Source organism: Caulobacter sp. GW821-FHT09A05, from assembly GCF_059418465.1.
Genome location: NZ_JBWKPX010000003.1, coordinates 1 through 24,244, shown reverse-complemented (window position 1 = coordinate 24,244; position 24,244 = coordinate 1). Strand labels below are relative to the sequence as shown.

Genomic DNA, 24,244 nt, shown 5'->3' with positions numbered 1-24,244 from the left:
GGGGACGCGCGAGGCCCGCGCGTCCCGTCCTCGTTCAGAACGCCGCGTCGACGAAGGACAAGAAGTCGGCCAGCGGGATCTCGTAGCCGAAACGGAAGCCGCGACGAATGCGGTGGCTCCAAGCCACCCGGTCGGGTGACACGGGCGATGCGCAGACATAGCCGCGCCATTCCGCCCCGGCCCGCCGGCTGGCCGCCCACACCCACTGGCTGGTGAAGTTCTCCGGCTGGATCTCGATGATCCGCGCCCCGGTCGCGGCGAACAGGGCGTTGGTCATGGCCGCGCCCGTCGGACCGACCACCACCTCGGCCTCCCGCATCATCCGAACCTGGGCCGCGACACCCAGGCGCTCGGGCCTGACGATCTCGAAGCCCCGGGCCCGCAGCGCGGTCTCCAGCGCCGCCTCGTTGATCATCACCCGCATCGAGTGGCCGCGGCGCGAGAAATAGAGGCGCCGGCCACGGGTTCGAGGCATCGGCGCGGCCGCGAGAATCCGCGCCCGGGTCCTGGCCAGCAGGTCACCCGGACCGTGCAGATAGTGATCCATGCTGGTGGCGTGGACCACCGTCCCGATGTGCACGACGTCGTCGTTCAACTCCCGCACCGGCCTGGCGACCGCCATGGCGATCAGGTCGCGCTGCCAGGCCTTCAGGCGCGGCGCGATCGGCGGAAACCGGTCCAGCAGCCCCTGCTCGTCCAGCGCCACCAGGGACGGCAGGCAGTCGAGGACGAAATGCCCGTAGTTGAAGTTGCCGCCCCAGGCCATGAACACCGACGCGCGGTCGAGGCTGGGCGGCGCGTCGGCGATCGCCAGATGCGTGACGCCGTCCTCCACCCGAGCGCCGGGCAGGCCCGAAAGGCTCGGCCAACGCTCCATCGCCTCGCGCGCCGAGGCCTTCAGCACGGCCCCGTCGGCGGTCACGATCGCGCCGAAACCCGGCAGGTGATGGACGTCTCGCGCCAGGCACAGCGAGATCGGCCGGGCCGGCGGCGGGCGGTGTTCGAACGGCCAGCTGGCCAGCGCCGCGCCTCCCAGCGCGAAAGCCTCGGTGACGGCCTCTTCCGCCTCGGCCAGTTCGAACCGCGCCTGGCGATCCAGCAGCGTCGTCGCCCGATCAAAGGCCTCGGCCTCCATCGCCGGCAGGACGCTGGCCTCGTCGACGATCCGGAGCGGCGTGGCCTGGCGCATACCGGCTTTCGATCACGGGAATCGGCGCGACGCAATGTGGGCCGCGAAAGCGCGCGGTGCGGAGACGCAGCCCTGTGTGTGTCTCCATCGGCATCTCCTTACGCTCGGCGGATAGCCGGTAGAGTTCAGCGTTTTCAACGCCCTGAACTTTTTCGACCCGATTTCATCCTCACCCTTCCAAACCCCCCGTATCCTGATCTCACCTGAAAGCACGGGAAGGGCGTCCGGCCGGCGACCAGATGGCTTTCGGGGGTGGTCGAGCGGGAAGCGTTTGTCGGTTGCCTTGGATGGCGCCCCTCGCGACGGTCCTGGGCAGGTTCCCCTCGGTCGGGACGAAGCCCAGGCGGCGGAGGATCGGCGAACGCGCCAGGCCTGGGCTGAAATCGCCCAGGCGGTCCGGAGAGAGCCAACTCTCCGCCCGTCGGGGGCCTCCATCGGAGCGGGTTAAAAATCCGCGATCCGAAGGCTTCCGGATAACGACCGCGCGAAGCGCCTGCACTTCGTCGAAACGGTATTCACATCAAAGCTGCTCCGGGCGAGGCCCGGGCGCTTCGCACCCCTTCCCATCAAGCTCAGCGGGTTTCCTGCGTGAGATCACACCCACTTGCTCCCACCTGGCGGCGCGACCCCACGGCCCTTCCCCTTTGGCGGAAGACGATCGCCAAACGGTCCGTAGGGGGCAAGTATTAGCCACGACCTATCGCTTGATCTGCGCCGCCAGGTACTTGCGGATCCCCACGCCATAGGGCGGCCGCAGGGCCAGCATGGGCGCGATGTCCTTCCTGAGCTGGTGGAACACCGCCTTCTTGTGGCTGAACTCCAGAAAGCCGTCGCGCCCATGATAGGCGCCCATGCCCGCCGGCCCCACGCCGCCGAACGGCAGGTCCTCCTGGGCGACGTGGAAGACCACGTCGTTGACCGTGACCCCGCCGCTGGTCGTGCGGTCCAGCACCCTGTCGCGCTCGGCCGTGTCGGTCCCGAACCAATAGAGCCCCAGCGGCCGGTCGCGGCCGTTGATGTAGTCCACCGCCTCCTCGACCTTGCCGTAGGTCTTCACCGGCAGCACCGGACCGAAGATCTCGTCCTGCATCACCGTCATGTCGTCGGTGGGGTCGAGGATCAGGGTCGGGGGGATCTTGCGGTGCTCCTGCTGGCTGAAGTCCTCGCCGGCCGGATTGATCTCGACGATCGTCGCGCCCTTGGCCCGGGCGTCCTCGACGTGGCCCTTGATCCGGTCGTAGTGGCGCTGGGCGATCACGGCGGTGTAGTCGGGATTGTCCCTGAGGGTCGGGAAGCTCCGCGCCACGGCGGCCCGGGCCTCGGCCACGAAGCTGTCGACCTGGTCGGCCGGGGCCAGCACATAGTCGGGCGCCAGGCAGATCTGGCCGGCGTTCAGGGTCTTGCCGTTCATGATCCGCGCCGCCGCCGTGGGCATATCGGCGCTCCGCGACAGGATCACCGGGCTCTTGCCGCCCAGCTCCAGGGTCACCGGCACGAGGTTCTCGGCCGCGGCCCGCATCACGTGGCGCGCCACCGAGGTCGCGCCGGTGAAGACCAGGTGATCGAACGGCAGGCTGGTGAAGGCCTGGCCGACCTCGGGCCCGCCGGTGATCACCGCGATTTCCTCCTCCGAGAAAGCCTTGGCGAACATGGCCCGCATCAGGTCGGACGTGGCCGGCGTGAACTCGGACGGCTTGATCATCGCCCGGTTGCCGGCCGCCAACACGCCGGCCAGCGGCGCGAAGGTCAGGTTGACGGGGAAATTCCACGGGCTGATCACGCCGATCACCCCCTTGGGCTGGTACTGGACCTCGGCCTTGGCGCCGAACAGACCCAGAATCGCCGGCGTGGTTCTACGCCGCTCCGGACGCATCCACCTGGCGAGGTTCTCCTTGGCGTACTTGAGCGGCCCGATCGAGCCGGCGATGTCGGTCAGGCCCGTGGCGTCTTTCGAGCGCGCCCCGAAATCGGCGTTCAGGGCGTCGGCGATCTCGACCCGGTGATCAACCAGCAGGCCAATGCAGCGGTCCAGCCAGTCGATGCGGCGTTCCGCCGTTGGGGCGCCTTGTCGCAGGTGCGCGGCCTTTTGCGCGTCGAGGATGCGCTGAAGCGAGGATTTGGAGGATTCCAGGTCGAAATTGGCGGGCGCATTCACGTGCGAAGTCCTCCCAGCGGCCTTCAGGCTCACCTTATCACTGTTAACAATGCTTGCCGCGAAAGGAACAAGCAAGTGAACGCCGTTCGTTCTTAACCGGTCGTTTGAACTCTTCGGCCTAGATAGCGGCTCCAAGCGTGCATCCGGGGCGATGCGACGCTGCTGGGGGACTTTAGATGTCGGACGTCGAGACCACGCTGCGCGGCCCAGAGGCCTACAAGATCGCCGGCCGCGCCCTGGGCCTGATGGAGCGCCATCAGGTGTGGCCGACCGCGCTGAACTTCGAGCTGTGGACTCATTTCGTCGCCGATCCCGACGGCGCCCTGGCCCGTGAACTGACCCGCCTGATCTCGCTGGGCGAACCGCTCACCGAGTCGCTCAGCGAGGAACTGGCCGCCACCTACCTGCCCAAGGCCAAGCTGAACGAACAGATCCGCGACGCCGGCGACCTGCTGAGCAAGGAGCTGGAGTCCGTCTCCAAGGCCATCCAGGACGCCCAGAAGAGCAACACCGCCTACGGCAAGACGCTGAACGGCGCGGCCAAGGAACTCGACGCCTCGCAGGACGTCGACAAGATCAAGACCGTCGTCAGCGGCCTGGCCGAGGCCACCCGTCGCGTCCAGAAGGAAAACAAGTCGCTGGAGACTCGCCTGGCGGAGTCCACCGCCGAGGTCGACCGCCTGCGCGAGCACCTGGAACAGGTCCGCCGCGACGCCACCACCGACGGCCTGACCAACCTGGCCAACCGCAAGGCCTTCGACGAAGAGCTGGATCGCGCCTGCTCGGAAGCCGACGAGGCCGGCGCCACCCTTTGCCTGGCCGTCCTCGACATCGACCATTTCAAGGGCTTCAACGACACCTGGGGCCACCAGACCGGCGACCAGGTCATCCGCTATGTCGCCAGTGTCATCGGCCGCGTCGCCGCCCCGCCCCGCTTCGCCGCCCGCTACGGCGGCGAGGAGTTCGCGATGATCTTCCCGCGGGAATCGGCCGCCCTGGTCGCCGGCACCCTGGAGGAGATCCGCGTCGAGGTGTCCTCGCGCATGCTCAAGCGCCGCTCGACCAACGAGGACCTGGGCGCGATCACCATCTCGTCGGGGTTCGCCGAGCGGCGTCCGGGCGAGACCGGCCACTCGGTCATGGAACGGGCCGACGCGGCGCTCTACACGTCCAAGCGCGGCGGCCGCAACCGGGTCACCGCCGCCGAGACCAAGCCGGACTCGGCCAACGCGGCCTGATTTCGGCGGACGATCTCGTCGCCGAATAATTATCCTGGCGTTCCCCAAGGTTAGCCGCGCCTAGACTCAAGGCGCGCGACGACGCCTTGGGAGGACGCCATGACCTACGAGAAGATCCGGCTCGAGGCCGCCGACGGCCTGGCCGTCATCACTTTGGCCGATCCCGCCACCCTGAACGCCGCCGGCCTGGACATGGCCCGCGAGCTGGCCCACGCCTTCGGCTCGATCGCGGCCAATAGGATGGAAGGCGGCGAGGCCGAGACGCGCGCCGTGATCCTGACCGGTGAAGGCCGCGGCTTCTGTTCGGGCGCCAGCCTGTCGGCAGGCGCGGCGGCCGATCGTGAAACCGATATCGACGGCAAGCCCGACGCGGGCTCGGCCCTGGAAAGCACCTACAACCCGCTGGTCAGCCTGCTGCGCGGCTTCCCCCTGCCGATCGTCACGGCGATCAACGGGCCGGCCGCCGGCATCGGCTGCTCGATCGCCCTGCTGGGCGACATCGTGGTGGCCGCCCAGAGCGCCTATTTCCTGCAGGCCTTCCGCCGCATTGGCCTGGTGCCCGACGGCGGCGCGACCTATCTGCTGCCGCGCCTGGTCGGCAAGGCCAGGGCCATGGAGATGATGCTGCTGGGCGACAAGATCCCGGCGGCCACGGCGCTGTCCTGGGGCCTGATCAATCGCTGCGTCCCCGACGCCGAGCTGATGGCGACCGCCACGGCGATCGCCCAGGACCTGGCCAGGGGGCCAGCCGCGCTCTCGACCATCCGCGAGCTGGTCTGGAACAGCCTCGACGCCGATTGGGAGGAGCAACTCCATGCAGAGCGCCAGGCCCAGCGGGCGGCCGGCAAGACCGACGACTTCATCGAGGGCGTCAGCGCCTTCCTGCAGAAGCGTCCAGCCGCCTTCAGGGGATCCTAGGGTTTCGCCCCGTAGATCGCCCGGGCGCGGTCCTCGAAGCAGCCGATCAAGGTGTTGGCCGCCCGGTCGAGATTGGCGGCCAGCATGGCGTCGAGGATCTTCGACTTGAACGCGAAGTCGATGACGAATTCCACGGTCGTTCCCGCCTCGTGCGGCAGGAAGCGCCACTGGTTCGACAGGCGCTTGAACGGACCGTACAGCAGGCTGACGTCCACCGTCAGGGCCGCCGCGTCGCGCCGGACCCGGGTGGCGAACTTCTCGCGCAGGAACGAGAACCCGACCTGGGCCTCGGCGTCCACGGTCGAGACCTGGGCGTCGGCCCGGCCGTTCCAGGTCCGCATGGCCGTGATCCAGGGCACGAACTGCGGATAGGCCTCGACGTCCCCGACCAGCGCGAAGAGCTGTTCGGGCGCATAGGGCAGCACCCGCGTGACGACATGGCGGTGCAAGCGCCCTAGCCCGCCGTCTTGACGCCTGAAGATCGGGCGTCCAGCGCCCGGCGCGCGGCCTGCAGCTTGGCGAAGTCCTCGCCGGCATGGTGCGATGAGCGGGTCAGCGGGCTGGCCGAGACCATCAGGAAGCCCTTGGCCCGGGCGATGGCCTCATAGGCCTTGAACTCGTCCGGCGTCACGAAGCGGTCGATGGCCGCGTGCTTGCGGGTGGGCTGCAGGTACTGGCCGATGGTGATGAAGTCGACGCCGGCGCTGCGCATGTCGTCCATCACCTGCATGACCTCTTCCTTGGTCTCGCCCAGGCCGACCATCAGGCCGGACTTGGTGAACTGGGTCGGGTCCCGCTCCTTGACCCGCTCGAGCAGGCGCAGGGAGTGGTAGTAGCGGGCGCCGGGGCGGATCTTCAGATAGAGCCGCGGCACGGTCTCCAGATTGTGGTTGAAGACGTCCGGACGGGCGTCGATGACCACGTTCTCGGCCCGGTCCTTGCGCAGGAAGTCGGGGGTCAGGATTTCGATGGTCGTGCCCGGGGCGGCGGCGCGGATGGCCAGCACCACCTCGGCGAAGTGGTGCGCTCCGCCGTCGGCTAGGTCGTCGCGGTCGACCGAGGTGATGACCACGTGCTTGAGGCCCATCTTGGCGACGGCCTCGGCCACGCGGCGCGGCTCGTCGGCGTCCAGGGCGTTGGGCAGGCCGGTGGTCACGTTGCAGAAGGCGCAGGCCCGGGTGCAGATCTCGCCCATGATCATCATGGTGGCGTGCTTCTGGCTCCAGCACTCGCCGATGTTCGGGCAGGCCGCTTCCTCGCAGACGGTGGTCAGCTTGTGGTCGCGGACGATCTCCCGGGTCTGATTGTAGCCGGGCGAGCCGGGCGCGCGAACGCGCAGCCATTCGGGCTTGCGCAGGACCGGCGTGTCGGGGCGGTTCTGCTTTTCGGGGTGGCGGACGGCGCGGTCTTCAGAAGAGCGGGCCTCGGGCGCACGGGCGTTCAGCGTGTCGATCAGGGTGACCATGACGGCCTAGATCGGCCTTCTTGGCCTCCGGATCAAGCATGCGTTCTTGCATGTGACGCAAAGGCGCGAAATGAGTGCCCGGAATGCGTCGCCGCCTCCCCGTTCTCGCCTGGATTCTGCTCCTGGCCCCGTGCCTTGTCTCCTGCGGCGACGAGGGCGTCCGCGCGCCCTTCGCCGAAAGCCGCACGCCCCCGTCCCTCGATGTCCGCTTCCAGCCGCCGGCGGGCTGGGCCTGGGGCTATGTGAAGGTCGGCGACGACCTGGTGCAGCGCTACGGCGTCTCCGCGCCCCCTGGCGCGCCGAGGGGGCAGATCCTGATCCTTCCGGCCTATGGCGAGTCGGCCGAGGCCTGGTTCGAGACGGCCCGCGATCTCAACGCCCGGGACTATGTCGTCTGGATCCTGGAGCGCCAGGGCCAGGGCGGGTCGGAGCGGGCCACGCCGTGGCGGGACCTGGGCCACGCCACCAGCTTCGCGCCCGACGTCACGGCGACCCGCGCGATGGTCAAGGCCGTGATCCGTCCGGGCGGCCAGGATCCCTTCGTGGTCCTGGGGGCCGGCGACGGCGGCCTGGTCGCGCTGCGGGCGCTGGAGGAAGGGCTGCGGGCCGATACGCTGATCCTCTCCTCGCCCAATTTCGACATCGCCGACCCGCCGCGCCCCAGGAAGGACCTGATCCGCCTGGCGCGCTGGACCCGGGGCCTGAAGCTGGGTTTCATCCGCTATCCGGGCCAGGCCGGCTGGAAGCGCGAGGGACCGGACGGCGTCGCCGCCAAGCTGACCCACGACCCGGCGCGCGGAGCCGTGCAGCAGGCCTGGCGGCTGGCCAACCCCGACCTGCGCATGGGCGCGCCCAGCCTGGCCTGGTACGCGGCCTTCTACGACGCGGTGGATGCGACCGGCCGCGACCTGGAGCGCGTGGACACGCCCGTTGTGATGCTGGACGCCGGCCAGGATGTCAAAGCCCTGCCCGGGCCCCAGAGCGCGGTCTGCGCCGCCCTGCCCCGTTGCGTCGAGACGCGCTACGCCACGGCGCGCCACGCCTTGCACCTGGAGACGGATCCGGTGCGGGTTCCCTGGCTGAAGGCGATCGACGACGCGCTGCGGACGGGTTCCGCCCCTCCGGCCGCCGCCCCTTGAACGACAAGGGGTCGAGCGCATTTTAGAAGGACCGGTGCGCTTCCGCGCGCGTAACGAGTGTTTGCAAAGCGATGCGCCGTCGCTAGGGTCCCGCTTCAATCAGACGAGGGCGCGACATCGCGCTTCCGGGAGGTTTCGCCGGCATGCCGGTAGTTTTCAATGCGCAGGATGGCCAGAAGGCCCTCTTCGACGCCCTGCTCGACGCCCGCGACAAGTACGGCGCCAAGAAGCAGATCCTGGAAGACCAGGACCGCAATCCGCTCAGCTACACCGACCTGGTGCGCGCCAGCTTCGCGCTGGGCCGCAAGATCGCGGCCATGACCCAGCCGGGCGAACATGTGGGGATCCTGCTGCCGTCCGGATCGGCCGCGGTGGTGACCTTCTTCGCCCTGCACGCCTTCGGCCGGGTGCCGACCATGCTCAACTTCACGGCCGGCCTGCGCAACCTGCGCGCCGCGTGCGAGCTGGCCGGGGTCAAGCGCGTGCTGACCGCCCACAAGTTCATCGAGCTGGGCAAGCTGCACGACATCGTCGACGCCCTCGAGGCCAAGGCGACGATCACCTATCTCGAGGACGTGCGGAGCACGATCGGCATCGGCGACAAGCTGTTCGCCGCCGTGGCCGGCGCCTTTCCGCGTCGGCTTCGCGCCCACGCCAAGCCGTCGGATCCGGGCGTGGTGCTGTTCACCTCGGGCAGTTTCGGCGCGCCGCGCGGTGTCGTGCTGAGCCAGGCCAACCTCGTCTCCAACGCGATGCAGATCGCCGCCTTCATCGACCTGGATCCTACCTGGGTGTTCTTCAATCCCCTGCCGGTGTTCCACTGTTTCGGCCTGACCGGCGGGGTGATCCTGCCGATGCTGACCGGCATGAAGGCGTTCCAGTACCCCTCGCCGCTGCACACCAAGCAGATCCCGGCGCTGCTGAAGGACACCGGCGCTTCGGTGCTGCTGGCCACCGACACCTTCGTCAACCAGTACGCCCGCGCCTCCGACAGCGACGAGCTTTCCGGCCTGAAATTCATCGTCTGCGGCGCTGAAAAGGTTCGGGAAGAGACCCACAACCTCATCAGCGAAAAGTTCGGGAACGTGCCGGTGCTGGAAGGCTACGGTGCGACCGAGGCCTCGCCGGTGATCGCGGTCAACAAGCCCGACGACAATCGCCGCGGCACCGTGGGCGGCCTGCTGCCCGGCCAGGAGTGGAAGGTCGAGCCGGTCGAAGGCATCCCCGAGGGCGGCCGCCTGCTGGTGCGCGGCCCCAACATCATGTCGGGCTATCTGCGCGAGGACGGCGGCGTCGACGCCCCCGAGGGCGGCTGGCACGACACCGGCGACGTCGTCACCGTCACGGACGACCTTTGGATCACCATCAAGGGCCGGGTGAAGCGCTTCGCCAAGATCGGCGGCGAGATGGTCTCCCTGACCGCCGCCGAAGACCTGGCCTCGGCCGTGTGGCCCGACGGCCGGCACGCCGTGATCTCGATGCCCGACAAGAAGAAGGGCGAGAAGCTGGTCCTGGTCACCGATTGCCAGAACGCCGCCGTCACCTCGCTGGTGGCCCACGCCCAGAGCATCGGCGCGCCGGAACTGGCCGTGCCGCGCAAGATCCTCAAGGTGACGCAGGTGCCCGTTCTGGGCAGCGGCAAGACCGACTATGTCGCCATCCAGCGGATGGCCGACCAGGACGCCAGGGCGGCGTGACCGACAACAGCTGAGGGAAGAGCGACATGGAACGACTGACCTTGTGGGCGCCGCGGGTGCTCAGCCTGCTGCGGATCATCGCCGCCCTGCTGTTCATGGAACACGGCCTGATGAAGGTCTTCCACTTCCCCGGGCCGCAGCCCGGCGCGCCGGACCCGCTGCCGCCGATGCTGGTGGCCGCCGCCTGGCTGGAGATCGTCGGCGGGGCGCTGCTGGTGCTGGGGCTGTTCACGCGCCCGGTGGCCTTCGTCCTGTCGGGCCAGATGGCCGTGGCCTATTTCCTGGCCCACTTCTCGCAGGGCTTCTGGCCCGCCCTGAACGGCGGCGAGGCGGCGATCCTGTTCTGCTTCGTCTTCCTCTATCTGGTCTTCGCCGGACCGGGCGAATGGAGCGTGGACGCCCAGCTGCGCAAGCGGCCGTAATATCCTCCCTTCTCCCCTTGCGGGAGAAGGTGTCGGCGAAGCCGACGGATGAGGGGTTGAAGAACGAAAACGCCGCGCCCAGCATCAAATCCGGGCGCGGCGTTTGGCTTTTGAGAGCCCCCTCATCCGACCTCGCTCCGCGAGGCCACCTTTTCCCACAAGGGGAGAAGGACCCGGTTCCTAGATGTGCAGCACCCGTCCATAGGCGTCGAGCGCGGCTTCGTGCATGGCCTCCGACATGGTCGGGTGGGCGTAGACGATGCCGTGCAGGTCTTCTTCGGTGGCTTCGAGCGTGATCGCCGTGACGAAGCCCTGGATCATCTCGGTGACCTCGTGGCCGATCATGTGGGCGCCGATCAGGGCGCCGGTCTTGCCGTCGAACACCGTCTTGACGAAGCCCTCGATCTCGCCGGCGGCCACGGCCTTGCCGTTGACGCGGAACGGGAAGCGGCCGGCCTTGACCTCGATGCCGGCGGCCTTGGCCGCGGCCTCGGTCATGCCGACCGAAGCGACCTGCGGGCTGGCGTAGGTGCAGCCCGGGATCGGGGAGTTGACGTGCGGGGTCTTGAAGCCGGCGATGTGCTCGGCGGCATGGATGCCCTCGTGGCTGGCCTTGTGGGCCAGCCAGGGCGGGCCAGCGGCGTCGCCGATGGCGTAGAGGCCGGGCACATTGGTCTCGCCGTGCTTGCCGGTGACGACGTGGCCGCGGTCCATGTTCAGGCCGATGGCGTCCAGGCCTTCGGTGTTCGGCGCGATGCCGACGGCGACGATGCACTTCTCGGCGGTCAGGGTCTCGGCCTTGCCGCCGACCTCGACGGCCACCGAGACGCCGTCCTTGGTCTTCTCGACCTTGGTCACCTTGGCGCCGATGCGGAAGGTGATGCCACGCTTCTCGAAGGCCTTCTGGGCGGCCTTGGACACCTCGGCGTCCTCGACCGGCATGATGCGGTCGACGGCCTCGACCACGGTCACCTCCGCGCCCAGGGCGCGATAGAAGCTGGCGAACTCGATGCCGATGGCGCCGGAACCGATGACGACCAGCGACTTGGGCATGGCCTTGGGAGCCAGGGCGTCGCGATAGGTCCAGATCTTGTCGCCGTCCGAGACCGCGCCGATGGCCGGGATGTCGCGAGCCCGGGCGCCGCTGGCCAGGATGACGTTCTTGGCCTGGATGGTGCGGCTGCCGCCGGCCTTCAGGGCCACGACCACCTTGGGCGACGGGCTGCCCTTCTCGAGCTTGGCTTCGCCCTCGACCACCTCGATCTTGTGCTTCTTCATCAGGAAGGCGATGCCCGAGGACATGGTCTTGGCCACGCCGCGCGAGCGGTCGATGATCTTGCCGAAGTCGAACGAAGCCTTCTCGACCGACAGGCCGTAGCCGGAGAGGTGCGACAGCTGCTCGTAGATCTCGCCGGACTTCAGCAGCGCCTTGGTCGGGATGCAGCCCCAGTTGAGACAGATGCCGCCGAGGTTCTCGCGCTCGATGATCGCCGTCTTCAGGCCCAGCTGGCTGGCGCGGATCGCGGCCACATAACCGCCGGGGCCGGCCCCGATGACGACGACGTCGAATTCCGTGGACATGGTCTTCTTACCCTAGGTTTGACGCCTTCGGGGGGAGCCGGCGGGCGTCGGTCGATCGATCTGCAAACCGATCCGGGAGTTACAGCAGCGCCTCGACGGCCTGCTTCAGGTCTTCAGGCTTGGTGGTGGGAGCGAAACGTTCGACCACCTCGCCGTCGCGGCCGATCAGGAACTTGGTGAAATTCCACTTGATCGCCTCGGTGCCCAGCAACCCCTTCTGCTCGTGCTTGAGATAGGCGTAGAGCGGATGGGCCGAGGGGCCGTTGACGTCGATCTTGGCCAGGACCGGGAAGGTCACGTCGTAGGTCAGCGAGCAGAAGCTGGCGATCTCTTCGGCGTTCCCGGGCTCCTGGGCCCCGAACTGGTTGCAGGGGAAGGCCAGGACCGTGAAGCCCTTGTCCTTGTAGTCCCGGTACAACGTCTCCAGCCCCTCGTATTGCGGGGTGAAGCCGCACTTGCTGGCCGTGTTGACGATCAGCAGCACCTGGCCGCGATAGTCGGCCAGGCTCGTGTCCTGGCCGTCCAGCGTCTTGGCGGAATAGTCGTAGACGGACATTCCTGCCCTCCCGTTCGAGCAAACGATCCGGCGATTAGACGATCAGAGTCAGCGGCTCTTCGATCAGCGGCTTGAAGGCGGCCAGGAACTTGGCCCCGATCGCGCCGTCGACCACGCGGTGGTCGCAGGTCAGGGTGACGGTCATCACCGTGGCCACGGCCAGCTGGCCGTCCTTGACCACCGGACGCTGCTCGCCGGCCCCCACGCTCATGATCGCGCCCTGCGGCTCGTTGATGATGGAGGCGAAGGCCTTGATGCCGAACATGCCCAGGTTCGAAACCGAGAAGGTGCCGCCCTGGAATTCCTCGGGCTTCAGCTTCTTGGCCTTGGCGCGGGCCGCCAGGTCCTTCACCTCGGCCGAGATCTGGGCCAGGCCCTTGGTCTCGGCGGCGCGGACGATCGGGGTGATCAGGCCGCCGTCGATGGCCACGGCCACGGCGATATCGGCGTGCTTGTGCATCGCGATGCCTTCCGGCGTGTAGGAGGCGTTGGCCTCCGGCACGCGCTTGAGCGCCACGGCCACGGCCTTGATGATGATGTCGTTGACCGACACCTTCACGCCCTGGCCTTCCAGCAGGTGGTTGATCTTGGCGCGCGCGGCCAGCAGGGCGTCGATCTCCAGATCGATCGTCAGCGGGAAGTGCGGCACGTCGCGGAAGCTGTCGGTCAGGCGGCGCGCGATCGTCTTGCGCATGCCGTCCAGCGGCACGAGGTCGTAGGAGCCGGCGGGGATGCCCATCTGCTCCAGCGACAGCACCTTGCGCGGCTCGGCGGCGGCCGGAGCGCTGGCGGGGGCCGGAGCGGCCTTGGCGGCGGGCGCGCCGCCCTTCTGGGCGGCTTCGACGTCGGCCTTGACCACGCGGCCGTGCGGACCGGTGCCGGCGATCGACTTGAGGTCCAGGTTCGCGGCCGAGGCCAGGCGGCGGGCCAGCGGCGAGGCGAACACGCGATCACCCGTGGGGGCGGCAGCAGGCGCGGGCTTGGCCGGGGCGGCGGTCTCGCCGGCGGCCTGGACGGGCGCGGCGGGCGCCGGAGCGGCCTTGGGCGCTTCAGCGGCGGGCGCGGCCTTGGCGGGCGGCGGGGCCGGGCTTTCGCCCTCGCCGGCCAGCTTGGCGATCAGGGCGTTGACCTTGACGTTCTCGGTCCCGGCCTCGACCAGGATGGCCTCGACCACGCCTTCATCGACGGCTTCGACCTCCATCGTCGCCTTGTCGGTCTCGATCTCGGCGATCACGTCGCCGGCCTTGACGGTGTCGCCGACCTTGACGTGCCACTTGGCGAGGGTCCCCTCCTCCATGGTGGGTGACAGGGCGGGCATCAGGATGTCGATCGACATTGAGCTTCTTCCTCAAGCGTTCGGGACGGCTTCGACCAAAGTGGTCGGCGTCCATTTGGCCTTGCGACGGGCAAGGCGTTGTTCGTCCGTTTCGTCGTGATAGTCCAGCCGTTCGGGCTCGCGATCGGCGAAACCCGGCAGGTCGGTCCCCACGACGTTGAGGGTGGCGTAGGCCTGGCCCTCGTCCTCGATCATCGCCGCCACGTAGACGGCGCATTCCCGGCAGATCAGGAAATCCACCGCCCGCCGCCCGAACCGGTAGCGCGTCAGCGATCCCGGGGCGGCGGTGATGTGCAGGCGGCTGCCCGGGTCGCTGGTGGTCCGCGATCCCTGGCGGCGGCAAAAGGAGCACTGGCAGGCCCGCAAGGCCAGCTCGGCCACCGGCTTGCCGGGGTCGAGCTGCACGTGCACCGCGCCGCAGTGGCAGGAGCCGTTGAGGGTCTGGGTCATGACGGCCTCCGCGCCCGTTCACACAGGCCAGGGCCTAGGTGAACGGGCCGGATGATCACCGGTAGCAGACCGTCTTGGCCGCCTTGACGATCTTGGGGACCGACGGCAGCGACAGGGCTTCCAGGTTGGCCGCATAGGGCAGCGGCACGTCCTCCTGGTGCACCCGCAGCGGCGGGGCGTCCAGATAGTCGAAGCCGAACTCGGTGATCCGGGCGACGATCTCGGCGCCGACGCCCATCGGGCCCCAGCCTTCCTCGACGGTCACCAGGCGGTTGGTCTTCTTGACGCTTTCCAGGATCGTGTCGTGGTCCATCGGGCGGATCGTGCGCAGGTCGATGACCTCGGCCGAAATGCCTTCCTTGGCCAGTTCCTCGGCCGCCTGCAGGGCGAAGCCCACCATGCGGCTGTAGGCCACCAGGGTGACGTCCGAGCCCTGGCGACGAACCTTGGCCTTGCCGATCGGCACGACCCAGTCCTCGACGTCGGGGATGTCGAACTCGTGGCCGTACATCATCTCGTGTTCGAGGAAGACGATCGGGTTCGGGTCGCGGATGGCGGCCTTCATCAGGCCCTTGGCGTCGGCCGCGTCGTAGGGCGCGACGACCTTCAGGCCGGGGACGTTGCCGTACCAGGCCGCGTAGTCCTGGCTGTGCTGGGCGCCGACCCGCGAGGCCGCGCCGTTGGGGCCGCGGAACACGATCGACGACTTGATCTGGCCGCCCGACATGTAGAGCGTCTTGGCGGCCGAGTTGATGATCTGGTCGATCGCCTGCATGGCGAAGTTCCAGGTCATGAACTCGACGATCGGCTTCAGGCCGGCCATGGCCGCGCCGACGCCGAGGCCGGCGAAGCCGTGCTCGGTGATCGGCGTGTCGATCACGCGCTTGTCGCCGAACTCCTGCAGCAGGTCACGGCTGACCTTGTAGGCGCCCTGATACTGAGCGACTTCCTCGCCCATCAGGAACACGCGGTCGTCGCGGCGCATCTCCTCGGCCATGGCGTCGCGCAGGGCGTCGCGGACCGTGATCTTCTTCAGCGGCGTGCCTTCCGGGATTTCCGGATCGGCGAAGGTCGAGGCGGCCGAGATCGGGCCGCCGGCCGGAGCCGCGGCAGCGACCGGCGCGGGGGCCGGCGCGGCTTCGGCGACGGCTGGAGCGGCGGCGGGCGCCGGCGAAGCCGCCTCGCCCTCGCCCTTCAGCTTGGCGATCAGGGTGTTGACCTTCACGTTCTCGGACCCGGCGGGCACGACAATGCTCTCGATCACGCCCTCGTCGACGGCTTCGACTTCCATCGTCGCCTTGTCGGTCTCGATCTCGGCGATCACGTCGCCGGCCTTGACGGTGTCGCCTTCCTTGACCAGCCACTTGGCCAGGGTCCCCTCTTCCATCGTCGGGGACAGGGCGGGCATCAGGATGTCCGTCACTGGGCGGCCTCCAGGTATACGTCGGTGTAGAGTTCGGAAGGATCGGGCTCGGGGCTGGTGCGGGCGAACTCGGCCGCCTCGGCCACGACGCGCTTGACCTCGGCGTCGACGACCTTGAGGTCGTCCTCGGTGACGCCGGCCTTGGCCAGGCGCTCCTTCAGATGGTCGATCGGGTCGCGGGTCTGCTTAACGTTGTCGACCTCATCCTTGGTGCGGTACTTGGCCGGGTCGGACATCGAGTGGCCGCGATAGCGATAGGTCTTCATCTCGAGGATGAACGGGCCCTGGCCGCTGCGAGCGTGCTCGGCGGCGCGGGCCCCGGCCTCGGCCACGGCGATCACGTCCATGCCGTCGACTTCCTCGCCCGGGATCCGGAACGAAGTGCCGCGTTTGTGGAAGGCGGTCTCCGACGCCGAACGCTCGACGCTGGTGCCCATGGCGTACTGGTTGTTCTCGATCACGTACACGACCGGCAGCTTCCACAGCTGGGCCATGTTGAAGCTTTCGTAGACCTGGCCCTGGTTGGCCGCGCCGTCGCCGAAATAGGCGAAGGCGACGTTGCCGTTGCCGCGATAGTGGTTGTTCAGCGCCAGGCCAGTGCCGAGCGACACCTGGGCGCCGACGATGCCATGGCCGCCGTAGAAGCCGGTCTCGACGTCGAACATGTGCATCGAGCCGCCCTTGCCGCGCGACGAGCCGCCCGCGCGACCGGTCAGCTCGGCCATGACCTCGTTCGGGTCCATGCCCGCGGCCAGCATGTGGCCGTGGTCGCGGTAGCCGGTGATGATCTGGTCGCCCTTGACCTTGATCGACTGCATGCCGACCGCGATCGCTTCCTGACCGATGTACAGGTGGCAGAAGCCGCCGATCAGGCCCATGCCGTACAGCTGGCCGGCCCGCTCCTCGAAGCGGCGGATCAGCAGCATGTCCTGGTAGAATTTCAGAAGCTCGTCCTTGCCGACGAAGGCGTTGACACCGGTGGCGTCAGCCTTCCCCGCCGGGGCTTCACCCTTGCGCGTACGCGCCATTCAACTCTCCCTGGCCAATCTTCATCGCGGCCTACTCCTGGACGCCCACCGACCGAATGAACCTTCGGTTCCGCGTAGATGGGGGTCCTTTGTCAAACCCGAAACGGGCCAGGCGCGCCTGATCCGCCGGCAGAGCCGAGGACCGGTTCTCCCACCAAACGCTCAGCGCGGGGTGCGGATCACATAGTCCCTGGGATCGGCGTATCCCAGGAGCGAACGCGCGCGTTCTTCCAGGAGGTCCGCCGACAAACTGCCGCTGCGTAATAGACGAGCACGGGCCTCCAGGTCCATCCTTTCGGCGCGGATCTTCTTCAACTCCAGCGTCTTGGCGGCGAGATCTGCGTTGCGCTGCGACGTCGACAACAGGCCGCGCTCGCCCGTCAGGGCGTGAAACACGAAGTAGGTGATCAGCAGGAGAAGCGCTGCGGTCGGCAGGAAGGGTTGCAGTCGGGCGAACATCAGCGATTCCCAGGAGGGGAAGTTTACCCTGCCCGATCATGCTTAACGCCTTACTAAACGGGGGGTTCTGCGGGGTGGCGGCAAGAGCTTGAAAGCAGTTCCCTAACGCTTTCATTTGAGATGGTTTCAAGGGCATCTAGATACCGCGTCGCAGCATCTGAACGGTCGTTTGGCGGCGTTTTCTGCGGCGGTGCGATGCAGAGCCAGATTCGCTTTTAGAAAAATTGTGGGCGAACCGTGGCGCCTGGCGCCTGCGGATTGGGCGATCCGTGATGAGGGCTGCCCCGAATCGCCGGTTTCGGGCGCCACGCGGGCTTTGAAAATCGCCGTCGGCGCTGTAGGTTAGCGGTAACAAAAATGGGGGGATTACATGTTTGGACGTCGCGCTTTCATCCTGTCTCTCGCCGGCGCTGGCGTGACGCCCGCCCTGGCCTATGGCGGCGCGGCCAGGCCGCGGCGCGAACGCTCCGTCGCCGGAGACGGCCCCGAGCCGACCATTATCAAGGGCGAACCGCCCAAGATGGACTTCGGAGACGGGCTGCGGGTGCCGCTCGACAAGGAGGCCTTCGCCACGCTGTGGGAGGATTCCGGCCGCTGGATGACGTTCGGGCTGGGACTTGGCCGCGCGGAAAGCGAATCCAACGCCAAGGCCGACAAGGCCGCCAGCCTGACCATGCAGATCATGTTGCTGACCCTGGTCTACGCCCCCGAGCGTCTGGAACAGGTGGACGGCCATGGCTGGCGCGCCCGCAGCGGCAAGCTCGGCGACCTGGTGATGGGCGAGGTCCCCCTGCCCGGCCAGCCTGTCCGTCCCGCTGGCGGCGTCTATCTGGATAGGGGCGTATTCGGAGGCCTCGGCACGAGCATCACCGCCGACAACGCCGCCGATATCCAGTCCTATCAGCGCTACGTCGCCGCCACGGCCTATGTCGTCAAGAAGGCCGATCTGTCGCTGGACGAGGTGCGCGCCCAGGGCCGGTTGGCGGAGAACACCCTCCCCAGGACCGCGCGGTAGCGCCGCGAGACCAGCACGGTCATGTCTCGTCGTCCTGACCGGGGCGACGAGACATGAGACCGATGGGTCGCTTAGCGCCCCTTGAGCACCGCGCGGCCGGCATAGACGGCCTGGTCGTCGAGGGCTTCCTCGATACGCAGCAGCTGGTTGTACTTGGCCAGCCGGTCCGAACGGGCCAGCGAACCGGTCTTGATCTGACCGCAGTTCAGGGCGACGGCCAGGTCGGCGATCGTGCTGTCCTCGGTCTCGCCCGAACGGTGGCTCATGACGCTGGTATAGGCGTTGCGGTGAGCCAGATCGACCGCGTCGATGGTCTCCGACAGGGTGCCGATCTGGTTGACCTTGATGAGGATCGAGTTGGCCAGGCCCTTGTCGAGGCCGATCTGCAGGCGCTTGGGGTTGGTGACGAAGAGATCGTCGCCGACCAGTTGAACCTTCTTGCCCAGGGTGTCGGTCAGCAGCTTCCAGCCTTCGAAGTCGTCTTCCGACATGCCGTCCTCGATCGACAGGATCGGGAACTTGCCGGCCAGGTTGGCCAGGTAGTCGACCATCTGGGCCGGATCCAGGCTCTTGCCCTCGCCTTCCAGCTCGTACTTGCCGTTCTTGAAGAACTCGGTGGCGGCCACGTCCAGGCCCAGGACGAAGTCCTCGCCCGACTTGTAGCCGGCCGCCTCGCCCGCCTTGACGATGAAGGCCAGGGCGTCTTCGGCCGAGCCGAGGTTCGGGGCGAAGCCGCCTTCGTCGCCGACATTGGTGTTGTGGCCGGCGTCCTTCAGGGCCTTCTTCAGGCCGTGGAAGATCTCCGCGCCCATCCGCAGGGCCTCGGCGAAGGTCGGGGCGCCGGTCGGCAGGATCATGAACTCCTGGATGTCGATCGGATTGTCGGCGTGGGCGCCGCCGTTGATGATGTTCATCATCGGCACGGGCAGGACGCGGGCCGAGACCCCGCCGACATATTTGTAGAGCGGCAGGCCGGCCGACTCGGCGGCGGCCTTGGCCGTGGCCAGCGACACGCCGAGGATGGCGTTGGCGCCCAGGCGGCTCTTGTTGGGCGTGCCGTCCAGTTCGATCATCAGGTTGTCGATGCGGCGCTGGTCTTCGGCGTCGACGCCAGACAGCGCGTCGAACAGCTCGCCATTGACGGCCTCCACCGCCGCCTTGACGCCCTTGCCACCGTAGCGCGACTTGTCGCCGTCGCGCTTTTCGACCGCTTCGTGCGCCCCGGTCGAGGCGCCCGACGGGACAGCGGCGCGACCAAAGGCGCCGTCTTCCAGGACGACGTCGACCTCGACCGTCGGATTGCCGCGGCTGTCCAGGATTTCGCGGGCGATGATGTCGACGATCTCGGTCATGGGAGCTCCCCTTTCAAAAGGCGCTTCCCCTTAGCGGCGCGGGCCGCGAACCGCAACCGGCGCCGACCGGACATCGGCCGAGCGTTGGGCGCTACGCTTGCAGGATGGGCGGCGTCCAGCCCTTGCCCAGGCGGAACTTCACCCGGTCGGAACCGAAGTCCAGTTCGACCCGCGCGAACATCTTCAGCACGTCGACGCCCAGCAGCACGGCGGGCCGGCTGTTGAGATTCCAGATGTCGAAGATGTGCAGGTCGGCCAGCACCAGCGGCAGGTTGGTCATCCGCAGGGCGCCCAGCTCGATCGAGCGGACGATGCGCAGTTCACCCACGGTCGCCTCGCCCGCCACGCCGATCAGCCGGACGGCCATGGCGGGCTCGGGCTTGCGGCGCACCCGCAGCTTGATGGCCTGGGCCAGGGCCATGTTGCCCATGCTGGCGCCGGAGCCGGAGTCGATGAAGGCCACGCAGCGCACGCCGCTGACCCGGGCGTTGGCGACCGCCAGCCGGCCGAACCGGGCGTCGGCGATCACCGAGACCTCGCGAACGCCGGGATAGGCGGCCGACAGGGCGCTGCTGCGACGGATCTCCAGCCGCTTGCGCCGGAAGTCCATGATGACGTTGCGGTCGTCCAGCATGTCGACGCCCAGCAGGCCGTCCACGCCCAGCCGCTCGGGTGTGAGCACCGGCAGTTCGGCGTTCTTCATCCGCGAATCGCCCGCCACCATCAGCGGCACCTTGGCCGTGGGGGTCAGGGCCGAGCCGCCCACGCCGTGCAGCATCACGTCGGGACCGCGCTCCAGACCCAGACGCTCCGCCACCGTCGTCGACAACGCGCTGCGGTCCGCGCCGGTATCGACGACGAAGTTGAAGGGTCCCTGCTCGTTGATGAAGACTTCGACCGTCATCCGGTCGATCGCGTCCAGCGCCGTGTCGAGAAAGACCGCCGGAGGCTCGGCCCCGGTGGGCGCAAGCGCGCCGGGCGGTGGCGCGGCCGGAACCGGCGCGGTGGGCGCCGTCTGTAGCGAGGTCGGTTGCAGTGAGGTCGGTTGCAGCCGAAGCGCGGGCGTCGCGGATCGAGCCCAGGCCTGCTCGGCCATCAGCGACAATCCCAGTCCCGCCGTTAGATTCCGGCGTGTGAGCATGGGTCAATCTCCCTGCCGCCAGGATAACACGGTTCTTTCGACGGCATTGTCGAAATCCGTGTTCGGACAAGCGTGGGAGCCGCGCGGAACAACGAAAAGGCGGCGGTCCGGAGACCGCCGCCTTTCAGGCTTCGTCTTGTCGCTCCGTCAGGACGGAGCGGACCAAAGGACTAGTCTTCCTTCGGCGTCAGGATCTGCTTGCCGTTGTACAGGCCGGTCTTCAGGTCGACGTGGTGCGGACGGCGCAGTTCGCCCGAGTCCTTGTCCTCGACGAAGGAATTGGCGCCCAGGGCGTGGTGCGACCGGCGCATGTTCCGGCGAGAAGGCGAAGTTTTTCTTTTAGGAACGGCCATCGAAGTGACTCTGCTCGCTGAGCGTGAAAATCGGAAGCGGCGACTCGGGCAATGCCCAGGCCGCCGCGTGAGGGCGCGCTTATGCCCGAATCTCTTCGGAGATGCAACCGCGCTTGTTAGACCAGCCGCCCCTGCTCTTTCGCCGCCGCGATGAAGCTGGCGAACAGCGGGTGCGGGGCGAACGGACGGCTCTTCAGCTCGGGGTGATATTGCACCCCGATGAACCACGGATGGTCCTCGCGCTCGACGATCTCGGGCAGTACGCCGTTGGGCGAGCGGCCGGTCAGCTTCAGGCCGGCGTCCTCCATCAGGTGGGCGTAGCCGATATTGACCTCGTAGCGATGGCGGTGGCGCTCGCTGATGTCGGTGGTCCCGTAGATCCCGGCGACCTTCGAACCGGCGGTCAGCACGGCCTCGTAGGCCCCCAGGCGCATGGTGCCGCCCAGGTCGTCGTTGCTGCGCCGCTGGACGGTCTCGTTGCCCTTGATCCACTCGGTCATGATGCCGACCACCGGACGCTCGGTGGGCCCGAACTCGCTGGACGAGGCGTCAGTGATGCCGGCCACGTTGCGCAGGGTCTCGATGACCGCCATCTGCATGCCGAAGCAGATGCCGAAGTAAGGCACCTTGCGTTCGCGGGCGAACTGGGCGGCGCGGATCTTGCCCTCGGCCCCCCGCTCGCCGAAGCCGCCGGGCACCATGATGGCGTGGGCGTTCTCGAGGCGGGCCGCGGCCGCGCCCTCGTCGCCCTCGAAGGTCTCGCTCTCGACCCAGTCCAGATTGACCTTGACCTTGTTGGCCAGGCCGCCGTGGTGCAGGGCCTCGATCAGCGACTTGTAGGCGTCCTTCAGGACCGTGTACTTGCCGACCACGGCGATGGTCACTTCGCCGTCCGGGTGGTTGACGGTCTGGTCGATGGCCTCCCAGCGCGACAGGTCCGGCTTGGGCGCGTCGCCCATGCCGAACACGTCCAGCACCTCGGCGTCCAGGCCTTCCTTGTGATAGTCGATCGGCACCGCATAGATCGACGAAGAGTCCATCGCCTGGATCACGGCGCTGGGGCGCACGTTGCAGAACTGGGCGATCTTGCGCTTTTCCTCGACCGGGATGTCCTGCTCGCAGCGGCACAGCAGGATGTCCGGCTGGATGCCGATCGAGCGCAGTTCCTTGACCGAGTGCTGGGTCGGCTTGGTCTTCATCTCGCCGGCCGTCTTGATGAACGGCAGCAGGGTCAGGTGCACGTAGCAGCTCTGGCCGCGCGGCAGGTCCTGGCGCAGCTGGCGGATGGCCTCGAAGAACGGCAGGCCTTCGATGTCGCCCACCGTGCCGCCGATCTCGACCAGCACGAAGTCGACCGGCTTCTCGCCGGTCTCGTCCATGGCCGGCGACAGGACGAAGTCCTTGATCTCGTTGGTGACGTGCGGAATCACCTGGACGGTCGCGCCCAGATAGTCGCCGCGGCGCTCCTTCTCGATGATCGTCTTGTAGATCTGGCCGGTGGTGATGTTGTCGGCCTTGGTCGCCGACACGCCGGTGAAGCGCTCGTAGTGGCCGAGGTCGAGGTCGGTCTCGGCCCCGTCGTCGGTGACGAAGACCTCGCCGTGCTGATACGGGCTCATCGTGCCCGGATCGACGTTGAGATAGGGGTCGAGCTTACGAAGGCGAACCTTGTAGCCGCGAGCCTGCAGGAGCGCTCCGAGCGCCGCGGAGGCGAGGCCTTTTCCCAAGGAGGAAACCACGCCGCCGGTGATGAAGATGTACCGGGTCATGGGCGATCAGATTAGCCGTGATTCGACGTCGCCGGGGAAAAGACCGGCGTTCATCAACAGTAAAATGTCGCCGGCCCCTATTGGGCCGGCTGCTGCTCGGCCGGAGCCGGGGCGTTGATCACCGGGACCGGCGCGGCGACGACGGGCGCCTTCGCCTCGGCCTTGGCCGGCGCCTTGGCGGCCGGAGCGGCCGGCTTGGGCGCCGAGACGGCCGGGGTCGGGGCGCTGATCGTCGGGGTCGGGGCCTCGATCGCGGCCGGGGCGGCGGTCGACGGCGCGGTCGTGGCCGGCGCCGAGGTGGTCGGGGCCGGCGCGGTCGGGCCGGCCGGCAGCGGCGCGGCGTTCAGGGTCTTGCTGTCCAGGCCGTCCAGCTTCAGGCGATCGACGACCGAGTTGCCGGCGCCCATGCGGCCGGTCAGGATGGTCAGGGCCAGGCTGATGACCAGGAAGATCGAGAACAGGATCCACGTGGTGCGGGTCAGGAGGTCGCCGGCGCCGCGCGCGGTCATGAAACCGCCGCCGCCACCGCCCATGCCCAGGGCGCCGCCTTCGGAGCGCTGCATCAGCACCACGCCGATCAGCGCGACGCAAACGATGATATTGATGGTCAGCAGGACGCCGATGAGCATGTCTAAATCGATCTCGGTCCGGGCGACGGACGCTTCCGCCGCGAAAAACGAAGCGGCCCCTCTATCACTTGCGACGAGCCCGCGCCATAGCTGGGGATGAACCGGCCGCACTCAAGCCCGTCCTGCAGTCCATATCGGGTCCATTCTCGCGCATGATCCTCGAGACCGAACGCCTCAGCCTGGCCCCCCTGACCGTCGAGGACGCGCCCCTCCTCTACCCGTTCCTGAGCGATCCGGAGGTGATGGCCCACTGGGACCGCGACCCCATCGAGGATCCGGACGAGGTCGAGGCCACGGTCGCCGCCCAGGTGGCCGAGATGGAGGAACGCCGGGCGCTGTACTGGGCGATCCGCCATGTCCAGGCCGGGCGCTTCCTGGGCTATTGCGAGCTGGTCGACCTGGATTGGCGCCATCACCGCGGCGAGCTGGGCTTCATCATCGCCCGCGACGGCTGGGGTCAGGGCTACGCCACCGAGGCCGCCGCCGCCCTGCTGGCCCACTGCGCCTCGTCGCTGGGCCTCAAGCGGATGATCGCCCGCACCCACGTGGGCGACGCCCGGGCCGAGAACGTGCTGCGGAAGCTGGGCTTCGAAGAGGAAGGCTATCTGAAGGGCCATGTGGACCGGGACGGCGAGCGCCGCGACTGCCGGCTTTATGGGTTGCTGTTCTAGGGGCGGGGCTGGTCTCCATAGTCCCCCGGGGCCCGCCCGCTTGCCCCCTACGGACCGCTTCGCGGTCGTCTTCCCCCAGAGAGGGAAGAGCCTCGGCTCCGCCCCCTCTGGGGGCGGACAGGCGGCGAAGCCGCCAGGTGGGGGCAAGTGGGTGTAATCTCACGCGACGGCTCGCTGAGTGGATGGAAAGGGTCGCGGAGCGCCGGACATCGTCCGGAGTGTTTTGACTATTACCGTTTCGACGAAGCCCAGATCGCT

General features: G+C 68.0%; 22 protein-coding genes and 2 pseudogenes. 7 read left to right on the top strand and 17 right to left on the bottom strand.

Going from position 1 to position 24,244, the window contains the following annotated elements; genetic code table 11:
- Window positions 1–34: 34 nt before the first annotated feature.
- Both AC07NX_RS03550 and AC07NX_RS03545 read right to left on the bottom strand, forming a co-directional pair.
- Window positions 35–1,189, bottom strand: coding sequence for a glycosyltransferase family 61 protein (locus AC07NX_RS03550; RefSeq protein WP_494639185.1), 1,155 nt, complete (start codon window positions 1,187–1,189; stop codon window positions 35–37).
- A gap of 697 nt (window positions 1,190–1,886) precedes the next feature.
- Window positions 1,887–3,344, bottom strand: coding sequence for a coniferyl aldehyde dehydrogenase (locus AC07NX_RS03545; RefSeq protein ID WP_494639183.1), 1,458 nt, complete (start codon window positions 3,342–3,344; stop codon window positions 1,887–1,889).
- A 176-nt stretch (window positions 3,345–3,520) separates the two neighbouring features.
- Here AC07NX_RS03545 and AC07NX_RS03540 point away from each other — a divergent pair, with 176 nt between their 5' ends.
- Window positions 3,521–4,582 carry a GGDEF domain-containing protein gene (locus tag AC07NX_RS03540; RefSeq protein WP_494639181.1) on the top strand — a complete coding sequence of 354 codons (1,062 nt, stop codon included), beginning with the start codon at window positions 3,521–3,523 and terminating at the stop codon, window positions 4,580–4,582.
- Between the two features lie 99 nt (window positions 4,583–4,681).
- Window positions 4,682–5,500, top strand: coding sequence for an enoyl-CoA hydratase/isomerase (locus tag AC07NX_RS03535; RefSeq protein WP_494639179.1), 819 nt, complete (start codon window positions 4,682–4,684; stop codon window positions 5,498–5,500).
- On the opposite strand, the gene AC07NX_RS03530 is transcribed toward AC07NX_RS03535, so the two are convergent.
- Window positions 5,497–5,949 carry a type II toxin-antitoxin system RatA family toxin gene (locus tag AC07NX_RS03530; RefSeq protein WP_035074992.1) on the bottom strand — a complete coding sequence of 151 codons (453 nt, stop codon included), beginning with the start codon at window positions 5,947–5,949 and terminating at the stop codon, window positions 5,497–5,499. The genes AC07NX_RS03535 and AC07NX_RS03530 overlap by 4 nt on opposite strands.
- Before the next feature lie 5 nt (window positions 5,950–5,954).
- Window positions 5,955–6,965, bottom strand: a complete 1,011-nt coding sequence (gene lipA / locus AC07NX_RS03525) for a lipoyl synthase (protein WP_494639177.1) — start codon at window positions 6,963–6,965, stop codon at window positions 5,955–5,957.
- 83 nt (window positions 6,966–7,048) lie between these two features.
- Here lipA and AC07NX_RS03520 point away from each other — a divergent pair, with 83 nt between their 5' ends.
- From AC07NX_RS03520 to AC07NX_RS03510, 3 genes are all read left to right on the top strand, one after another.
- The gene (locus AC07NX_RS03520; RefSeq protein WP_494639176.1) at window positions 7,049–8,104 is read left to right on the top strand and encodes an alpha/beta fold hydrolase; all 1,056 of its coding nucleotides are present in this window, start codon (window positions 7,049–7,051) and stop codon (window positions 8,102–8,104) included.
- Between the two features lie 143 nt (window positions 8,105–8,247).
- Window positions 8,248–9,801 carry an AMP-binding protein gene (locus AC07NX_RS03515; protein WP_494639174.1) on the top strand — a complete coding sequence of 518 codons (1,554 nt, stop codon included), beginning with the start codon at window positions 8,248–8,250 and terminating at the stop codon, window positions 9,799–9,801.
- A gap of 26 nt (window positions 9,802–9,827) precedes the next feature.
- Window positions 9,828–10,223 (top strand): DoxX family protein, encoded by a 396-nt coding sequence (locus AC07NX_RS03510; protein WP_494639172.1) that lies wholly within the window; start codon window positions 9,828–9,830, stop codon window positions 10,221–10,223.
- A gap of 180 nt (window positions 10,224–10,403) precedes the next feature.
- Here AC07NX_RS03510 and lpdA read toward each other — a convergent pair whose 3' ends face one another.
- The 8 genes and pseudogenes from lpdA to AC07NX_RS03470 all read right to left on the bottom strand — a co-directional run bounded on the left by lpdA (window position 10,404) and on the right by AC07NX_RS03470 (window position 17,056).
- Entirely contained in the window at window positions 10,404–11,804 is a 1,401-nt protein-coding gene (gene lpdA, locus AC07NX_RS03505; protein WP_494639170.1) for a dihydrolipoyl dehydrogenase, read from the bottom strand.
- A 79-nt stretch (window positions 11,805–11,883) separates the two neighbouring features.
- On the bottom strand, window positions 11,884–12,360 hold the full coding sequence (locus AC07NX_RS03500) for a glutathione peroxidase (protein WP_494639168.1): 477 nt from the start codon (window positions 12,358–12,360) through the stop codon (window positions 11,884–11,886).
- Between the two features lie 34 nt (window positions 12,361–12,394).
- Window positions 12,395–13,696, bottom strand: coding sequence for a pyruvate dehydrogenase complex dihydrolipoamide acetyltransferase (locus AC07NX_RS03495; protein ID WP_494639166.1), 1,302 nt, complete (start codon window positions 13,694–13,696; stop codon window positions 12,395–12,397).
- Between the two features lie 12 nt (window positions 13,697–13,708).
- Window positions 13,709–13,792, bottom strand: a pseudogene (locus AC07NX_RS03490) (aldehyde-activating protein); the annotation flags it as partial.
- Between the two features lie 69 nt (window positions 13,793–13,861).
- Window positions 13,862–14,146: pseudogene (locus tag AC07NX_RS03485) on the bottom strand (GFA family protein); the annotation flags it as partial.
- 55 nt (window positions 14,147–14,201) lie between these two features.
- On the bottom strand, window positions 14,202–15,569 hold the full coding sequence (locus AC07NX_RS03480; RefSeq protein WP_494639164.1) for a pyruvate dehydrogenase complex E1 component subunit beta: 1,368 nt from the start codon (window positions 15,567–15,569) through the stop codon (window positions 14,202–14,204).
- The gene (pdhA, locus tag AC07NX_RS03475; RefSeq protein WP_035074964.1) at window positions 15,566–16,597 is read right to left on the bottom strand and encodes a pyruvate dehydrogenase (acetyl-transferring) E1 component subunit alpha; all 1,032 of its coding nucleotides are present in this window, start codon (window positions 16,595–16,597) and stop codon (window positions 15,566–15,568) included. Before pdhA ends, AC07NX_RS03480 begins: the two co-directional genes overlap by 4 nt.
- 162 nt (window positions 16,598–16,759) lie before the next feature.
- Window positions 16,760–17,056, bottom strand: coding sequence for an FtsB family cell division protein (locus AC07NX_RS03470; RefSeq protein WP_035074961.1), 297 nt, complete (start codon window positions 17,054–17,056; stop codon window positions 16,760–16,762).
- A 370-nt stretch (window positions 17,057–17,426) separates the two neighbouring features.
- On the opposite strand from AC07NX_RS03470, the gene AC07NX_RS03465 reads away from it, so the two are divergent.
- Complete coding sequence (locus AC07NX_RS03465) at window positions 17,427–18,071, top strand: hypothetical protein (RefSeq protein WP_494639161.1); 645 nt, start codon at window positions 17,427–17,429, stop codon at window positions 18,069–18,071.
- A 71-nt stretch (window positions 18,072–18,142) separates the two neighbouring features.
- Here AC07NX_RS03465 and eno read toward each other — a convergent pair whose 3' ends face one another.
- The 5 genes from eno to secG all read right to left on the bottom strand — a co-directional run bounded on the left by eno (window position 18,143) and on the right by secG (window position 23,315).
- Complete coding sequence (gene eno / locus AC07NX_RS03460; RefSeq protein WP_035074954.1) at window positions 18,143–19,423, bottom strand: phosphopyruvate hydratase; 1,281 nt, start codon at window positions 19,421–19,423, stop codon at window positions 18,143–18,145.
- Between the two features lie 91 nt (window positions 19,424–19,514).
- Complete coding sequence (locus AC07NX_RS03455; protein ID WP_494639158.1) at window positions 19,515–20,564, bottom strand: retroviral-like aspartic protease family protein; 1,050 nt, start codon at window positions 20,562–20,564, stop codon at window positions 19,515–19,517.
- Window positions 20,565–20,734: 170 nt separating this feature from the next.
- On the bottom strand, window positions 20,735–20,917 hold the full coding sequence (gene rpmF / locus AC07NX_RS03450) for a 50S ribosomal protein L32 (RefSeq protein ID WP_007671126.1): 183 nt from the start codon (window positions 20,915–20,917) through the stop codon (window positions 20,735–20,737).
- 116 nt (window positions 20,918–21,033) lie between these two features.
- A complete protein-coding gene (pyrG, locus tag AC07NX_RS03445) occupies window positions 21,034–22,686 on the bottom strand; it encodes a CTP synthase (RefSeq protein WP_494639155.1) in 1,653 nt (550 codons plus the stop codon).
- A 77-nt stretch (window positions 22,687–22,763) separates the two neighbouring features.
- Window positions 22,764–23,315: a preprotein translocase subunit SecG gene (secG, locus tag AC07NX_RS03440; protein ID WP_494639153.1), complete on the bottom strand. Its 552-nt coding sequence runs from the start codon at window positions 23,313–23,315 to the stop codon at window positions 22,764–22,766.
- Window positions 23,316–23,467: 152 nt separating this feature from the next.
- Between secG and AC07NX_RS03435 the strand changes: the two genes are divergently transcribed.
- Window positions 23,468–23,986: a GNAT family N-acetyltransferase gene (locus AC07NX_RS03435; RefSeq protein ID WP_494639151.1), complete on the top strand. Its 519-nt coding sequence runs from the start codon at window positions 23,468–23,470 to the stop codon at window positions 23,984–23,986.
- Window positions 23,987–24,244: the final 258 nt, after the last annotated feature.

Excerpts from the sequence above, each read along its gene's own strand:
- AC07NX_RS03550 (WP_494639185.1), bottom strand. The coding sequence starts at position 1,189 with ATGCGCCAGGCCACGCCGCTCCGGATCGTCGACGAGGCCAGCGTCCTG.
- AC07NX_RS03540 (WP_494639181.1), top strand. The coding sequence starts at position 3,521 with ATGTCGGACGTCGAGACCACGCTGCGCGGCCCAGAGGCCTACAAGATC.
- AC07NX_RS03535 (WP_494639179.1), top strand. The coding sequence starts at position 4,682 with ATGACCTACGAGAAGATCCGGCTCGAGGCCGCCGACGGCCTGGCCGTC.
- lipA (WP_494639177.1), bottom strand. The coding sequence starts at position 6,965 with ATGGTCACCCTGATCGACACGCTGAACGCCCGTGCGCCCGAGGCCCGC.
- AC07NX_RS03520 (WP_494639176.1), top strand. The coding sequence starts at position 7,049 with ATGCGTCGCCGCCTCCCCGTTCTCGCCTGGATTCTGCTCCTGGCCCCG.
- AC07NX_RS03515 (WP_494639174.1), top strand. The coding sequence starts at position 8,248 with ATGCCGGTAGTTTTCAATGCGCAGGATGGCCAGAAGGCCCTCTTCGAC.
- AC07NX_RS03510 (WP_494639172.1), top strand. The coding sequence starts at position 9,828 with ATGGAACGACTGACCTTGTGGGCGCCGCGGGTGCTCAGCCTGCTGCGG.
- lpdA (WP_494639170.1), bottom strand. The coding sequence starts at position 11,804 with ATGTCCACGGAATTCGACGTCGTCGTCATCGGGGCCGGCCCCGGCGGT.
- AC07NX_RS03500 (WP_494639168.1), bottom strand. The coding sequence starts at position 12,360 with ATGTCCGTCTACGACTATTCCGCCAAGACGCTGGACGGCCAGGACACG.
- AC07NX_RS03495 (WP_494639166.1), bottom strand. The coding sequence starts at position 13,696 with ATGTCGATCGACATCCTGATGCCCGCCCTGTCACCCACCATGGAGGAG.
- pdhA (WP_035074964.1), bottom strand. The coding sequence starts at position 16,597 with ATGGCGCGTACGCGCAAGGGTGAAGCCCCGGCGGGGAAGGCTGACGCC.
- AC07NX_RS03470 (WP_035074961.1), bottom strand. The coding sequence starts at position 17,056 with ATGTTCGCCCGACTGCAACCCTTCCTGCCGACCGCAGCGCTTCTCCTG.
- AC07NX_RS03465 (WP_494639161.1), top strand. The coding sequence starts at position 17,427 with ATGTTTGGACGTCGCGCTTTCATCCTGTCTCTCGCCGGCGCTGGCGTG.
- eno (WP_035074954.1), bottom strand. The coding sequence starts at position 19,423 with ATGACCGAGATCGTCGACATCATCGCCCGCGAAATCCTGGACAGCCGC.
- AC07NX_RS03455 (WP_494639158.1), bottom strand. The coding sequence starts at position 20,564 with ATGCTCACACGCCGGAATCTAACGGCGGGACTGGGATTGTCGCTGATG.
- rpmF (WP_007671126.1), bottom strand. The coding sequence starts at position 20,917 with ATGGCCGTTCCTAAAAGAAAAACTTCGCCTTCTCGCCGGAACATGCGC.
- pyrG (WP_494639155.1), bottom strand. The coding sequence starts at position 22,686 with ATGACCCGGTACATCTTCATCACCGGCGGCGTGGTTTCCTCCTTGGGA.
- secG (WP_494639153.1), bottom strand. The coding sequence starts at position 23,315 with ATGCTCATCGGCGTCCTGCTGACCATCAATATCATCGTTTGCGTCGCG.
- AC07NX_RS03435 (WP_494639151.1), top strand. The coding sequence starts at position 23,468 with ATGATCCTCGAGACCGAACGCCTCAGCCTGGCCCCCCTGACCGTCGAG.